At 62.9% G+C, this 13539-nt stretch carries 13 protein-coding genes; 3 read left to right on the top strand and 10 right to left on the bottom strand.

Annotation, left to right across the window (positions count from 1 at the left end; all coding sequences use genetic code 11):
- Positions 1–83: 83 nt before the first annotated feature.
- Positions 84–593 carry a winged helix-turn-helix transcriptional regulator gene (locus ELH03_RS15345; protein ID WP_197729998.1) on the bottom strand — a complete coding sequence of 170 codons (510 nt, stop codon included), beginning with the start codon at positions 591–593 and terminating at the stop codon, positions 84–86.
- 5 nt (positions 594–598) lie between these two features.
- On the opposite strand from ELH03_RS15345, the gene ELH03_RS15340 reads away from it, so the two are divergent.
- Positions 599–1579: a quinone oxidoreductase family protein gene (locus ELH03_RS15340; RefSeq protein WP_128411352.1), complete on the top strand. Its 981-nt coding sequence runs from the start codon at positions 599–601 to the stop codon at positions 1577–1579.
- Between the two features lie 56 nt (positions 1580–1635).
- Here the strand turns inward: ELH03_RS15340 and ELH03_RS15335 are convergent, their stop codons facing one another.
- The 4 genes from ELH03_RS15335 to ELH03_RS15320 form a co-directional block, all read right to left on the bottom strand.
- Entirely contained in the window at positions 1636–2481 is an 846-nt protein-coding gene (locus tag ELH03_RS15335; RefSeq protein WP_128402839.1) for an anti-sigma factor family protein, read from the bottom strand.
- Between the two features lie 2 nt (positions 2482–2483).
- On the bottom strand, positions 2484–2993 hold the full coding sequence (locus ELH03_RS15330; protein WP_018243069.1) for an RNA polymerase sigma factor: 510 nt from the start codon (positions 2991–2993) through the stop codon (positions 2484–2486).
- Positions 2994–3179: 186 nt separating this feature from the next.
- Positions 3180–3740, bottom strand: coding sequence for a tetratricopeptide repeat protein (locus ELH03_RS15325; protein ID WP_003561379.1), 561 nt, complete (start codon positions 3738–3740; stop codon positions 3180–3182).
- 159 nt (positions 3741–3899) lie between these two features.
- Complete coding sequence (locus tag ELH03_RS15320; RefSeq protein ID WP_128402844.1) at positions 3900–4808, bottom strand: metallophosphoesterase family protein; 909 nt, start codon at positions 4806–4808, stop codon at positions 3900–3902.
- 73 nt (positions 4809–4881) lie between these two features.
- On the opposite strand from ELH03_RS15320, the gene ELH03_RS15315 reads away from it, so the two are divergent.
- Complete coding sequence (locus ELH03_RS15315; protein ID WP_128402838.1) at positions 4882–5358, top strand: NUDIX domain-containing protein; 477 nt, start codon at positions 4882–4884, stop codon at positions 5356–5358.
- 81 nt (positions 5359–5439) lie between these two features.
- Here ELH03_RS15315 and ELH03_RS15310 read toward each other — a convergent pair whose 3' ends face one another.
- Entirely contained in the window at positions 5440–6450 is a 1011-nt protein-coding gene (locus tag ELH03_RS15310) for a glutathione S-transferase family protein (RefSeq protein WP_128402837.1), read from the bottom strand.
- A gap of 194 nt (positions 6451–6644) precedes the next feature.
- On the opposite strand from ELH03_RS15310, the gene ELH03_RS15305 reads away from it, so the two are divergent.
- On the top strand, positions 6645–7208 hold the full coding sequence (locus ELH03_RS15305) for a GNAT family N-acetyltransferase (RefSeq protein ID WP_080763986.1): 564 nt from the start codon (positions 6645–6647) through the stop codon (positions 7206–7208).
- Between the two features lie 108 nt (positions 7209–7316).
- On the opposite strand, the gene ELH03_RS15300 is transcribed toward ELH03_RS15305, so the two are convergent.
- From ELH03_RS15300 to ELH03_RS15285, 4 genes are read right to left on the bottom strand one after another with little or no spacing between them, the layout of a single operon-like run.
- The gene (locus ELH03_RS15300) at positions 7317–7733 is read right to left on the bottom strand and encodes a GNAT family N-acetyltransferase (RefSeq protein WP_130766477.1); all 417 of its coding nucleotides are present in this window, start codon (positions 7731–7733) and stop codon (positions 7317–7319) included.
- Positions 7734–7737: 4 nt separating this feature from the next.
- The gene (locus ELH03_RS15295) at positions 7738–9807 is read right to left on the bottom strand and encodes a hypothetical protein (RefSeq protein ID WP_128411349.1); all 2070 of its coding nucleotides are present in this window, start codon (positions 9805–9807) and stop codon (positions 7738–7740) included.
- A gap of 1 nt (position 9808) precedes the next feature.
- Positions 9809–12622 (bottom strand): DUF4159 domain-containing protein, encoded by a 2814-nt coding sequence (locus tag ELH03_RS15290; RefSeq protein ID WP_130659174.1) that lies wholly within the window; start codon positions 12620–12622, stop codon positions 9809–9811.
- A complete protein-coding gene (locus tag ELH03_RS15285) occupies positions 12619–13539 on the bottom strand; it encodes a DUF58 domain-containing protein (protein ID WP_027683563.1) in 921 nt (306 codons plus the stop codon). The genes ELH03_RS15290 and ELH03_RS15285 overlap by 4 nt, the downstream gene beginning before the upstream one ends.

The following is a 13539-nucleotide window of genomic DNA, read 5'->3' as shown; positions in this document are numbered from 1 at the left end:
GGTCTCAGGCCGCGATCGCACTACTGCATAATTCCTTAAATCGGAATCGATTTAACGATAAAATTATGCAGCAGTTCAAAGTGTTACAGCGCCCTATGCGCGTCTGAAAAGACGCGCGGCGCTGGAGCGCAGCGCGGCCTGACGATGCAGTCGGCGATCTCGTCGGCTTCGTTGCGTGCTTCGGCGTGGCGCTGACCCCATTGGCAGAGCGCCAGTAGCACCGGTTCGAGACCGAGGCCAAGTTCGGTCGCGCTGTATTCGACGCGGGCGGGGACTTCGGCGAAGATCTGGCGGGCGACCAGCCCGTGCTCCTCCATCTCGCGCAGCTGCTGGATCAGCACCTTCTGGGTGATGGCGGGCATCATCCGCTTCAGTTCCGATAGACGCTTCGGGCGGGAGAAGACGTAATAGAGGATGACCGGCTTCCAGCGTCCTGAGATCACCTTCAACGCGCGCTCGACCGGCAATTCCGGCAGTCTTTTCATCGGCTCAGCCATGGTCACCTCCTGGTGGGTAAGGCACGAAAGAGTGTGTATTTTTGCCTGATATCCTATTGCTAAACCTGCCCCACGCCAACCAGACGTGAGGTTCATCTGCCATGAAAGCCGTTCAATTCACTCGCTTCGGTCCGCCCGATGTCCTCGAGCTCGTGGAACTGCCGGTTCCCGAGCCGGAGCCGAGCGAGGTTCTCGTCCGCGTTCATGCGGCGGGTGTCAACTTCTTCGAGGTGTTGATGCGGGCCGACCGCTATGCCGTAACGCCCGACCTGCCGATGTTTCCCGGTGTCGAGGTCGCGGGTATAATCGAGCGAGCAGGGCCTGGTGCCGACCGCTCGCTCATTGGCGCGCGGGTTGCCGTTCCTCTCTTCGCGTTCGGGCGCGGTTCGGGCGGTTATGCCGAGTTCGTCGCAGTCGATGGCGGGGCGGTGGTGCCACTGCCGGATGCGGTCTCCTTCGAGGCGGCTGCCGCGCTGATGGTGCAGGGGTTGACGGCGCTGCACCTCCTACGCCGCAGTCCTGTGAAAGGCAAAATCGTTCTCGTCAACGCAGCAGCCGGCGGTGTCGGTTCGCTCCTCCTGCAGCTGGCGAGGCGCGACGGGGCGAAGATGGTGATCGCGGCGGCGAGCAGTGACGAGAAGCGGGCGCTTTCCCTATCTCTCGGTGCCGATCATGCGGCCGATTATACGGCGCCCGGCTGGCAGGAGGGCGTCAAGAGGCTGACCGGAGGGCGCGGCGCGGATATCATCTATGAAACCGTTGGCGGCGCGTTTTCAAGGGCGGCGCTCGATGCGCTGGCGCCTTGCGGCGAGTTGGTGCTGGCGGCGATGGGGCGGTTTGGGCTTGAGGCGCCCGATGTCGAGCACATGCTCGATGACAATCAGTCAATCAAGGGATTTTCGTTATTGCCGCTGCTGACGCCTCAGGGTGTGCAGGAGGATATTGCCGCGCTCTTCGAGCTTGCCGCGGCGGGTGCCCTGACGGTTATCGACGGCGGTCGTTTCCCACTGCATCAAGCGGCAGAAGCGCATCGCGCCATCGAGGAGCGGAGGGCGGTCGGCAAGGTGGTGCTGGTGCCTTAAATCAAAGAAGGCGAGCACGACGTCGTGCGAAACCGCTCGTCATCATGCTCCGGCAATCAGATCGCGGTGGCGATCTCCATGGCAAGCTGGCCGAGCGTTGCTTCGGCGGAGGGGCCGGCGAGCACGTAGGAGGTGCCGGCATTGTGCCAGGTCACGAGGCCGATCTCGTCCTTGATCGTTTCTTTGAAGTCGTCGGTCTCCGGCGGCTGCGCGTCTTTGCGGAAGCAAATGGAGATGATGTCGCCATCGGCATTCGAATAGACGAGCTGCCCGACAGGACGGCTGTCGCCGAGGATGACGCGCGCGCCCTGGAAGGTCCAGGCTTCGGCGCTCAGATCCGGCACGCGGAAGGGCACGCCGATCGCGGTCGTCAGCCAGCTGGAGATTTCCTCGGCCTGCGAGGCGGGCACTTCGACGAGATGACGGGGCTGGCGGATCAGCAGGCGCTGATAGGCGGTGACGTCGCCCAGCCAGTCGTTGGTGTTGGCCGGGGCCGCATTGGTGGTAGCCGTGGTGGCGATCTCGTCGGCATCCGGGGCGGTGCCGACGAAATAGCCGATACCGCAACCGACGGCAAAGAGAATGAGGGCGGCGGCCAGCGCCTGCGGGCCGCTCGGCGCCAGTTTCACTTGCGGGCGCGTGGCGCGCTGGGCGATCGACGTTTTCGGCGGTTGCGTGCTCTTGATGGAACGGACGAGGGCGAGCGGCACCGGCTCCTTCAGGATATCGTCCAGGCGGCGACGGCCGAAATCAGCCCCATGGCGCAGCTTCTCATGCAGCCGGCGCGCATTCTCGTCGCTTGCCAGACGCTGCTCCAGTTCGTGCCGCTGTTCGGGCGAGACTTCGCCGTCGAGAAGGGCGGTAAGCTGGGCTTCGAGCGGCAATTTCCTAAGATCGAGCAAATTCAGAACCTGTGGATCGGGTGGGTGCCGGCAAGCCCGGCGAATTGCAGTCTTGCGGTGGCGAGCTGCGAGACGACGTTTGCCACCGGAATGCCCATGATGTCGGCCGCCTGCTGATAGCTGTGGCCTTCGACGTCGACAAGCAGGAACATGCTGGAAACGCCATCCGGCATATCGGAAATCATGTGATGGATGGTGTCGGGATCGACCGCCGCCGAGCGTTCGCGCGCGGCCTCGCGAATATCGGTGACGTTGCCGCGGACGGAAGCCTTCGGCTTGCGCTTGCGGTTATCGTCGGTCCATTGCTGGCGGGCAAGCGTGTAGATCCAGCTTTCCAGCCGGCCTTCGCCGCTCCACTGATGACCTTTGGCGATGGCGCGCTGACAGACGGACTGAACGAGTTCATCGGCCACAGCAACCTCACCCGCGAGCGTGATCGCGAAGCGGCGAAGGCGGGGCAGGAGGCCGACGAGATCACGCCGGAGATCGATGGTCGTTGCGGGCTGACGCATTGTCTATCCAAGAAGCATTCACAATGGTTTCGCGGACGAAGGGTTCGCCCTCGGCGCGAAGCCGACATGGTTGGCGCCGGCGATACATGTGCTTTATGAAACAAGTCTCCTGCACTTCGCAAGCATCCGGTCGTCTTCATCCCTCTTTCCCAAGGGATTTTCGTATTATGGCCCGCAAAGCTTGCGTCAATATGTCTTGTAGCCGTTCAAGCTTTGCAGCAGAGCGCGGTAGGCCCAGGTGCCTTCGCCGCCGCGATCACGGATTTCGACAAGCTGGACGCGGGCGCCCTGGATGTCTCCCTGTTCCACCAGCGCCATGCCCATGTAGGAGCGGGCGAGGATGTAATTCTCATCCGCCTGCAGCGCCTTGCGGTAGTAGGACATGCCGAGCTCCATGCGGCCGGCCTTGCGGTTGGCGTAGCCGAGATAGTTCAGGATGCGCGGGTCGTTCTGGTTGCGGGCAAGATTGAGCACGGTGATGGCGTTGTCATACTGGCCGGCATAGGCAAACTCGCGGGCGAACTTGTAGAGATCGTCGTCGTTGAAGCTGCTCTTCTTCGGGTTGACACATTCCTTCTTGGCCTTGTCCCAGACCTTGCCGCCGGTGCAGGTCTTGGTCGTCTGGGTCTTCGGCGGCGGATTGGTGTCGTCGTTGTTGTCGCCGACCGCGAAAGCGGCCGTGGCGATGCCGAAGGCAAAGCCGGCGGCGAGCGAAAGTCTGGACAGGTGACGGAAAGAAGAAGTCATCGGCGCGCTCCGTTCTCAGGCAATGCAATTGCTCGGATTGTACGCTTACCACTAAAAATACCAAGAGGGTAAGCAACCTCCATGGCAAATGTTGCGACGGTGGCCTGATGTCCTCGCAGATCGATTCAAGTGCTGCATAAAAGGGGTCCGGAAGTGACGCTAAGGCGCGAAAATATTGGCACTTTCCGGCATCACTGCGTCGCCGGCCCTGTTGAGGCTGAAGCGCTCGCCGCTGAGCTCCCAGGCGCCGGGAGAGCCGTCGATGGAGAAGAGATTGTAGGCGGCGGGCGGCTTGATGCTGCCCGGTCCCTGCGAGGCTGACGCGATGCCGACGACCGGCACTGGCTGCACCTGGCCGCGCAGCCAATGCAGCGTGTTCAGGTGCGTATGGCCGTGCAGCACGAGTTCGGCGCCGCCCGTCGAAATCACGGCAGCGAAGCGGCGGATGCCGATCATCCGTTTGTAGAAGGCCGTGGCGCCGCGGATCGGCGGGTGATGGATCATGACGACGCGGAAGAGACCGGCTTCGCCAGCCGCACGCAGTATGTTGACAGTATCGCGGGCCTGTCGCGCGCCGAAAAAGCCAGAGGCGGCGAAGGGAGGGGTGGCGACCGCTGTCGAACAGCCGACAATCGCGACTTTGCCGCGGACGCGCAGATAGGGGAAGATATGGCGGTCGTCCTGCCATTGCGGCGGGCCCAGATCGCCGCGGACATAATCGTACCAGGCGCGCATCGACTTCTCATAGGCGCCTGGCACATAGGCGTCATGATTGCCGGGAACGACTGACGTGTTCGCGGGATCGCCGAGCGCGCGCAGCCATGCGGCGGCGGCGCGAATCTCAATGCCGCTCGCCAGATTGACGAGGTCGCCGGTGACGGCCACGTGATCGGCTTGATGGGCGCGGATGTCGTCGAGCAGCAGATCCAACGTGCTGCCGAAAAGGTGCTTGCGTCGATTTCGATGCCAGTTCACAAAGCCTGTTATGCGTTTAGAAAACAGCTCCTGAATGGAAAGACTGGGCAACGGCCCGAGGTGGACGTCGGAGATATGCGCGAGCTTGAACATGTTACGAGACATAGACCAGCTTATTGACAAATCAAACACATCGGGCGCGATGAAGAGCTGAAACGGAGCGATAGTGGATAAAGAAAACCGGCCCCTCTACATGAGGCTGGCGTTGCGCCTGCTGCATGTCTATTTCAGTTTCGTCCGCAGCATGACTGTGGGCGTGCGGGCCGCCTGTTTCGATGCAGACGGACGCATCTTTCTCGTGCGCCATAGCTATATCGGCGGCTGGCATATGCCGGGCGGCGGGCTCGAGCGCAACGAGACGGTCGAGGAGGCGCTTGCCAAGGAATTGCGCGAGGAGGGCAACCTTAGGATCATCGGCAAGCCGCAATTGATCCAGGTCTATTTCAATACCACGACCACCAGGCGCGACCATGTCGTCTTCTACCGGGCGACCGTCGAGCAGACGGCGCCGCGGCCGCCGGACTGGGAGATCTCCGACTGCGGCTTCTTTTCGCTCGACAGCCTGCCCGAGGGTACGACCAAGGCGACGCACCGTCGTCTCGCAGAGCTTCGCGGCGAGCAGGAGCTCGCCCACCGCTGGTGAACCTCAGGCGGCGGCAAGCGACTGCATAATTTCTTAAATCGGAATCGATTTAGGGATAAAATTATGCAGCAATTCAAAGTGCTACAGCGTCCTTTGCGCGTCTAAAAAGACGCGCGGCGCTGTAGCACGGCCGTGCGGACTGTCGAGATCGAGCGCCGGACCGACGGGGACGATGCCGGTCGGGTTGATCGTTTTGTGGCTGCGGTAATAGTGCTGCTTGATGTGCTTCAGGTTCACCGTCTCGGCAACGCCCGCTGTCTGGTACAGGTCCCGCAGATAGCCGGCCAGGTTGCGGTAATCTGCGATGCGGCGGATGTTGCACTTGAAATGGCCGACATAGACGCCGTCGAAGCGCACCAGCGTGGTGAACAGGCGCCAATCGGCCTCGGTCAACCTGTTGCCGAAGAGGTAGCGGCGCTTGCCGAGGCGTTCGTCGAGCATGTCGAGCGTTTCGAACAGCTTGCCGACGTTTTCCTCATAGGCTTCCTGGGTGGTGGCAAAGCCAGCCTTGTAGACGCCGTTGTTGACGGTGTCGTAGACGGTGGTGTTCAGCGCATCGATGTCGGGGCGAAGGTCCTCGGGATAGAAATCAGCCGTCGAGTCGGTCAGTCCGTCGAAGGCGCTGTTGAACATGCGGATGATCTCGGCGGATTCGTTGTTGACGATCGTGCCGGTCTTCTTGTCCCAGAGCACGGGAACGGTGACTCGGCCGGAATAGTGCGGATCGGCCCTGACATAGATCTGCCAGAGGGCGGCGGCGCCGAAGAGCTGATCGCCGGTGGCGCCGTCGCTGAGCTTAAACTCCCAGCCGTTCTCGACCATTAGCGGATCGACGACCGAAACCGAGATCAGCTCTTCGAGCTTCTTCAGCTTGCGGAAGATCAGGGTGCGGTGCGCCCAGGGGCAGGCGAGCGAGACATAAAGATGGTAACGTCCGGCCTCTGCCTTGAAGCCACCGCTGCCGGAGGGGCCGGCCTCACCGTCTGATGTCACCCAATTGCGGAATTGCGAGGGCTGCCGCTTGAAATGGCCCTTGCTCTCCTTCGTGTCGTACCAGACGTCATGCCAGACGCCGTCCACCAGCATTCCCATGATCTTCATTCCCTTGATTGCGTGTTGGAAGGGAAGATATCTCAGATGGCAGGGCTTTACAGGCGGCAAAGATTGAACAGTGCGTCACGTCGCGCATTTTGCGTTGGACGGCGGAAATTTTTCCTGCTATCGGCCTTTTCACGATTTTCGGACCCCTGCCTGATGTTCATTTCCAGAAACCCGCGACGACGCTGATGCTCCCGAACGCCCAAGGCGTGTTCGAGACCCATCAATCTGTCCATCCGGTTTCTGTCATCATGTACAAGCACGATCTCGTCTACCTCACTGAAGACGCGTCCCATGACGCCGCCATCGAACACATCAACGAAGAAGCCTTCGGTCCAGGCCGCTTCACGCGCGCTGCCGCGCGCATCCGTGAGCAGGGACCGCATGACCTGTCGCTTTCCTTCATCTGCACCGATAACGGCGAGACGATTGCCTCCGTGCGCATGACGCCGGTATTGGCCGGTACAGTGAAGGGCCATCTGCTCGGCCCGCTCGCCGTCCGTCCCTCTCACAAGAACAAGGGCATCGGCCGGGAACTGGTGCGGATCGCAGTGGAGGCGGCAAGACGCAAGGGATCGGAAGCTGTCATCCTCGTCGGCGACCCGCCCTATTACGGACCGCTCGGCTTCGAGAAGGTCGCCTACAACGCGCTTTCTTTTCCAGGCCCGGTCGATCCCCGTCGTGTGCTCGTCGTTCCGATCGCCGAGGGCGTGCACGAGCGGCTGAAAGGCACGATCGCCTGGCGCGAATGATTTAGAGCGCCGTGCGTCCTTTCGGACGCACAAAGGACGCTCCAACTCTTTCAATCCTCGCATCGTGCTTTCCGATAATCGATTCCGATTTTCGGAAAGCACGATGCGCTAGAGGCTTTTCCGGAGGAAGCTGCGCGTGCGGCCTTCCGGGAAATCCTTGAGTTCTCCGAAAATCTCATAACCCTGACGCAGATAGACGTGCAGAGCCTGAGGGCTGAACGTGTCGATCCAGGCGCCGCGGCATCCCCGCGCTCTGGCCTCTTCTTCCGCCTTTGCGAGGATATTGCCTGATATACCGGTGCCGCGCAGTGTATCGGGAATATAGAGCATCTGGGTGAAGAGCCAGCCCCAGGCGGTAAAGCCGGAAAGACCGCCGGTCACCTTGCCGTCGGTATCGCGGATGAGGACCGCAAGCGGCCGGCGATCCGAGGGGCCGACATCGTTGTTGTTGAAGGCCGAGAGCGCATCGGTGATCGCCGCGAGTTCCTCCGGCGAGGGTGAAGCGGTGAGCTCGAATTCCGGCATGAGATTACCGTCCTTCGCGCCACCACATGGCGCCGAAGGCGAGCAGCAGGATGCCGACGCCGGCGAACCCGGCAAAGAGCGGCAGCGTGTTGATGCCCTTCAAGACCGTCTCGCTGGTCATGCGGATCATCATACGATCGTTGTCGGAGACGCGCACCTGGCCGCGCACCGGCAGGATCGGCGGTACCGAGATCGCGCCATTCGCATTGGAGACGCGGGCGACGAGACCCTTGCTTCTGTCGGCGACCGGCTGCAGCACATCGGTCGTCGAGATCATCGCCTTGAATTCCGGCGCGTCGACGGCGCCGATATGGACAAGCGTCGACAGCTTGCCGTTGCGGATTTCGAAGAGGCCGATCTCGTCCATCCTCTTCTCGGCCTTGTAGAGGCCCGGTTCGGACTGGGTGAGCGGCAGGGTTTCGGTCTTGCCGGAGGGATAACGCACGGTGGCGTTGCCGGGATTGTCGCCGATCGTCTGGCGCGTGACCTCAAGGGTCCGGCCGGAGGCGCGCGCGGTCAGCGCTTCTTCCTCGAGCGCCGGCTCCTTCATCAGCCAATGGGCGATACGGCGATAGAGCGAAACGTTCGGACCGCCGCCTTCGAAGCCGCGCGCCCAGAGCCAACCCTGATCGGAAAGCAGCATGGCGACGCGGCCCTGGCCGGCGCGGTTCAGCACCAGCAGCGGGTGGTTGTCGGCGCCGAGCATGATCGTCTCGCCCTGCGGCCGGTCGACATCGACGCTGCGGAACCAGCGGCCCCAATGCGGCGGGTCCTCGCCCGAACCATCAAGGCCGCGCGTGACGGGATGTTTGCGGCCTTCCTCGGACAGGCGGGGATAGAAGGCCTTCTCGATCATCTCTCCGGTGGGCGTTGCGGGCAGGACCGAGGAAAGTGGCGTCAGTGCAATGGAATCGGGGCCGGCGTGCTCGGGACCGGCGGCGATCAGCAGCGCGCCGCCGTTGTCGACATATTGCGCGATGTAATCGTAATAGAGCAGCGGCAGCACGCCGCGGTGCTGGTAGCGATCGAAGATGATCAAGTCGAAATCCTTGATTTTGTCGACGAAGAGCTCACGCGTCGGGAAAGCGATCAGCGACAGCTCGTTGATCGGTGTGCCGTCCTGCTTTTCCGGCGGACGCAGGATGGTGAAGTGGACGAGATCGACCGACGCATCGGATTTCAGCAGGTTGCGCCAGGCGCGCTCGCCGGCATGCGGTTCGCCGGAGACAAGCAGGACGCGGAGATTCTGGCGGATGCCGTCGATGACGTGGACGGCACGGTTGTTGGCGGTGGTCACTTCGCCAGGAAGTGCTGCGACCGAGAATTCGAGCACATTGCTGCCGCCACCCGGAACCTTGAAGGAGAAGGGCGTATCCTGCCCGGGTGTCGCCTGCAGGGTGGCGATCTCGTCACCATTCAGCTTCACCGTGACATCGGCCGTACCGCCGGGGCTCGGGCCGTCGTCGAAGACGCGCAAGATCACCTGCTGCTCTTCGTTGACGATGCCGAAGCGCGGCCCCTTGATGACTTCGATGCGGCGATCGAATTCGTTGGGCTTGCCGGTTACGAGGCCATGGATCGGCGCGTCGAAACCGAGCGCCTGATTGGCGGCCGGAACATCATGGACTTCACCGTCGGTCAGCATGATGGCGCCGCCGATACGGGCGGGCGGGACATCGGCGATGTTGGCCGACAGCGCGTCGAACAGGCGCGTGGACGGCACGTCGGAATTGACGTCGCCTTCGACATCGACGAAGCGGGGCTCTATCTGGGGGAAGCGGGCGAGTTGTCCCTTCAAGGCCGCAAGCGCATCGTCGGTCATCTTGACGCGATCGGGCGTCTGCTGGCTCTGGCTTCGATCGACAAGAACCGGGACGATCGTCGACAACTGATCCCGGTCTTCCTGCAGGAGCACAGGATTGGCAAGGGCGGTCAGCATGGCGAGTGCTGCCAGCGTTCTGATCCAGGCGCCGCGAATGCCACGCCAGATCGCGAAGGCGGCGATAACAGCGCTGACGACCGCAAGTGCAGCCAGAATCGACCAGGGCAGGAAGGGCGAAAAGTCGAACGTCATCTCATTGTCCTAACCGTTCGAGGAGGTCGGGAACATGGACCTGGTCGGTCTTGTAGTTGCCGGTCAGCATATACATCATGATGTTGACGCCGGAACGGTAGGCATATTCGCGCTGCGTTTCATCCGACGGCACGGTCGGCAGTATCGGTACGCCGTTGTCGTCGATTGCCCAGGCGCCGGCGAAATCATTGCCGGTGATCAGGATCGGCGAGACGCCGTCGGCCGTCGCCGCCGATTTTTCGCTCGGCCCCTGACCACCCTGCCGGGACTCGATCCAGAGGGGGCTGCCGGTATAACGACCGGGAAAGCTCGACAGGAGATAGAAGGATTTCGTCAGCACATGGTCGGACGGTACTGGCTCGAGCGGCGGAATGTCGAGATTGGCGAGGATTGCCTGCAGCCTCTCACCGTTAGCGCTGACATTACCGCCATTGTCCAATGCGCTGATCTGATCGCGTGTATCGAAAAGCACGGTGCCGCCATTGCGCATATAGGCGTCGATACGGCTGATCGCCGCCGACGATGGCATCGGCGCCGTTGCCGAAACCGGCCAGTAGATGATCGGATAAAAGGAGAGCTCGTCTTTGGTGAGGTCGATGCCCACGGGCGGTGCCGGCTCCAGCGTCGTGCGGAAAGTCAGGAACTGGGTGAGACCCTCGAGACCGCGCTCGGAAATATTGTCCACGTCCTGTTCGCCGGTGACGACATAGGCGAGGTGCGTGTTATCAAGCCTCTGCAAGATGAGGTCGTCGCCGGGCTTGGAGTCGTCGGCGTGAAGTATGCCGGGTTGCATGAGAAAGCCGGCGCCGACGGCGATCGCGATCATCGCAGCGGTGCGGACGGCCGGGCGCAATCGCGAGAATGCGCCATTCATGAAGAGGACGATCAGGCTATCGGCCAGCAGCAACAGAAAGGCTGCGAGAAAGAGTGCGGGTTTTGCCGACCAGCTTTCGCCGCCGATCAGGCCTTCGCGCACGGCATTGGTCCCTGCCGTGTCGAGCGGCGTCAGTTCGGCGTTCTCAGGCAGCACGTTCAGAGAGGTGAAACCATCCTCGGACCCGTAGAGCCCAGGCGGGTTGTCGAAATTCGCCGTCGGTTCGGCTCCGGCCTGTGGAATGAGCGGCCGCGCCGAACCGGTCTCGGAGACCAGCGTGCCCTTGGCCGTCAGCATACGGAATGGCGGCAGGGTTTCGGAGACACGCGCATTGCCGCGCGCCTCCGATGTCACGCCGCCCGAGCGCGATATCTGCAGGAGGTGACGCAGCATGTCGACGAAAGTGCCTGAGATCGGCAGATCGGACCAGGTTGCTTCCGCGGTGACGTGAAACAGGACGATCTGGCCGGATGCGATCTGCTTCATCGTGACGAGCGGTGTGCCGTCGGCCAGGCTCGCCCAGGTGCGTTCGGCAAGATCGGGTGTCGGTTCGGCAAGCACCTGCCGCTTGACGACGACGTCGGCCGGACGCGCTATGCCGGCGAAAGGCCCGAAACTCGGAAATTCGGCAAGCGACTGCGGCTCGCTCCAGGACAATGTGCCGCCCAGCGCCCGTTCTCCCTGGCGCAGGATGACAGGGATCAGCGGATCGTCCGCCGGTGCAGCCGCCATGCGCGGGCCGGCAAAACGCAGGAGCATGCCGCCATTCGATATCCAGCGCGTCAGAGGCTCATAGGTCTCCTCCGGCAGCCGGCCGATATCGGCCATGATGATGATGGAGGGATTGTTGGCGAGAAGTTTTGGTATCGCGACCGAGAGATCCGAATCGGCGGGTTGGATCAGATCCGCATAGGGCTGCAGTGCCCGCTGGATATAATAGAGCGGCGAGAGCAGCGGCTGGAACTCATCCCCTCCTTCACCTGACAGCAGGACAACGCGGCGGCGCTTGAATGCGTCGTCGAGAAGGTGGACGGCGCCGGCCGTGGCGCTGTTGTCGACACTGACGCGCGCGAAATCATTGCGCATCTCGAAGGGTGCTGTGATCGAACTTGTCGCGACGCTCTGGCCGGGGCGGAAATCCACCCTGCCATTGGCGATCGAGCGACCCTGGGTATCGACGGCGTTCAGCGCCACGGATGCTGCCTGCGAGGTGTTGAGCCGCGTGACCTTGACGGTCATGGCATCAGCCGCATTGTTGGCTGCGGTGATCGCGACCGTCCTTGCGGCATCGCCCTCAATCAGGCGGAGATCGGCGGGCTGGAGCTCAGCGAGCCTGCGCACCGTGGCGTCGTCGGTCTTGGCGGCGGCGCCGTCGGTCAGGAAGGCGAGGGTGCCGGGCTTTATGCCGTTCAGGGCGGCGCGCAGTGCCTGGAAGGCGCGCTCACGGTCCGGTACCAGCGGTCGCGGCTCGGCGGCGCGCAGCTTGTCGCGGGCGGCCGCGGCGGTGCCGGGTACGGCGTCGTTGGTCGGATCGGCGGTGAAGGCGATAGACACAGGTGTGCCGGCGGATTCGGCGTCGTCTATCAACGCGTCGGCGGTCTGGATGCGGCGCTCCCAGTCGGGTGCCGCCGCCCAGCTGTTGTCGACGAAGAGCACGAGCGGGCCACCTGATGCGAGCGAACTGGTGCGCGGATTGAAAACCGGATCGGCGATCGCAAGGATGATGGTGGCGGCGAGCAGCATGCGCAGCAGCGTCAGCCACCACGGGCTTTGCGCCGGCGTCTCCTCGCGCTTCAGCACCGAGGCGAGGATCTTCAGCGGCGGGAAGACCTCGATCTTCGGACGTGGCGGCGTCAGCCGCAACAGCCACCAGATGACAGGCAAGGCAACGAGCGCGCCGAGAATGGCGGGATAGGCGAAAGCGAAGGGAAGGGCGTTCACAGCTGCCCTCCATGCGTTGCCTTGGCCGGCATGCCGGACAGATACATGTGCACCGCGACCAGCGCCTCCGAAGCAAGATGATCGGTGCGGTGGGTCGCGAAGGTCCAGCCGAGATGGCGCAGCGACTGGCCGAGGCTGTCCCTGCGGGCGAGGTAGGCGTTGCGATAGGCCTCGCGGATGTGTTCGGCGCGGCCGGAAACGAGCTTGGCGCCGCTCTCCGGATCGGTGAATTCGGTGCGGCCGCTATAGGGGAATATCTCTTCAGCGGGATCTGATATCTCGACGACATGGCCGCGCAGGCCGCGGCGGGCAAGCGGGCCGAGCCGTTCCATGATTGCCGGCGCATCGTCGAGGAAATCGCCGATAAGGACGAGGTCGCTCCAGCCGCGGATCATCGCCGTTTCCGGCAGACCGCCGGTCAGCGGCGTGTGCATGAGCGCGGCTGCGAGGCGTTCGGCGGCATTGCGGGCGGAGGCGGGTTCCATGATGCCGGGGCAACCGATGCGCTCGCCGGAACGGGCGAGGATTTCGGCAAGCGCCAGCATGATGACCAGTGCGCGGCTTTCCTTGGAGACGCTGCCATAGCTCGACTTGTACATCATCGAGGGCGACATGTCGCACCAGAGCCAGATCGTGTGCGCCGCCTCCCATTCGCGCTCACGCACGTAAGTATGGTCGTCGCGGGCGGAGCGGCGCCAGTCGATGCGTGACAGGCTCTCGCCCTCGGAATAGGGACGGAACTGCCAGAAATTCTCGCCGATGCCGCGCTTGCGGCGACCATGCCAGCCGGCGATCACGGTGTTGGCGATGCGCTTGGCTTCCACCAGGCAGTCCGGCACTAAAGCGGCCCGCTGCCTGGCGCGGGAAAGGGCATCGCTGCCGGGTGTCGGATTGACGATCTGTCCGATAGATGCCAC

Source organism: Rhizobium beringeri (genome assembly GCF_004306515.1).
Taxonomy (GTDB): Bacteria; Pseudomonadota; Alphaproteobacteria; order Rhizobiales; family Rhizobiaceae; genus Rhizobium; species Rhizobium beringeri.
This window is presented reverse-complemented; position numbering and strand designations above follow the sequence as displayed.

Coding starts and splice junctions, on each gene's coding strand:
- ELH03_RS15345 (WP_197729998.1), bottom strand. CDS start 593: ATGAACCTCACGTCTGGTTGGCGTGGGGCAGGTTTAGCAATAGGATAT.
- ELH03_RS15340 (WP_128411352.1), top strand. CDS start 599: ATGAAAGCCGTTCAATTCACTCGCTTCGGTCCGCCCGATGTCCTCGAG.
- ELH03_RS15330 (WP_018243069.1), bottom strand. CDS start 2,993: ATGCGTCAGCCCGCAACGACCATCGATCTCCGGCGTGATCTCGTCGGC.
- ELH03_RS15325 (WP_003561379.1), bottom strand. CDS start 3,740: ATGACTTCTTCTTTCCGTCACCTGTCCAGACTTTCGCTCGCCGCCGGC.
- ELH03_RS15320 (WP_128402844.1), bottom strand. CDS start 4,808: ATGTTCAAGCTCGCGCATATCTCCGACGTCCACCTCGGGCCGTTGCCC.
- ELH03_RS15310 (WP_128402837.1), bottom strand. CDS start 6,450: ATGGGAATGCTGGTGGACGGCGTCTGGCATGACGTCTGGTACGACACG.
- ELH03_RS15305 (WP_080763986.1), top strand. CDS start 6,645: ATGCTCCCGAACGCCCAAGGCGTGTTCGAGACCCATCAATCTGTCCAT.
- ELH03_RS15300 (WP_130766477.1), bottom strand. CDS start 7,733: ATGCCGGAATTCGAGCTCACCGCTTCACCCTCGCCGGAGGAACTCGCG.
- ELH03_RS15295 (WP_128411349.1), bottom strand. CDS start 9,807: ATGACGTTCGACTTTTCGCCCTTCCTGCCCTGGTCGATTCTGGCTGCA.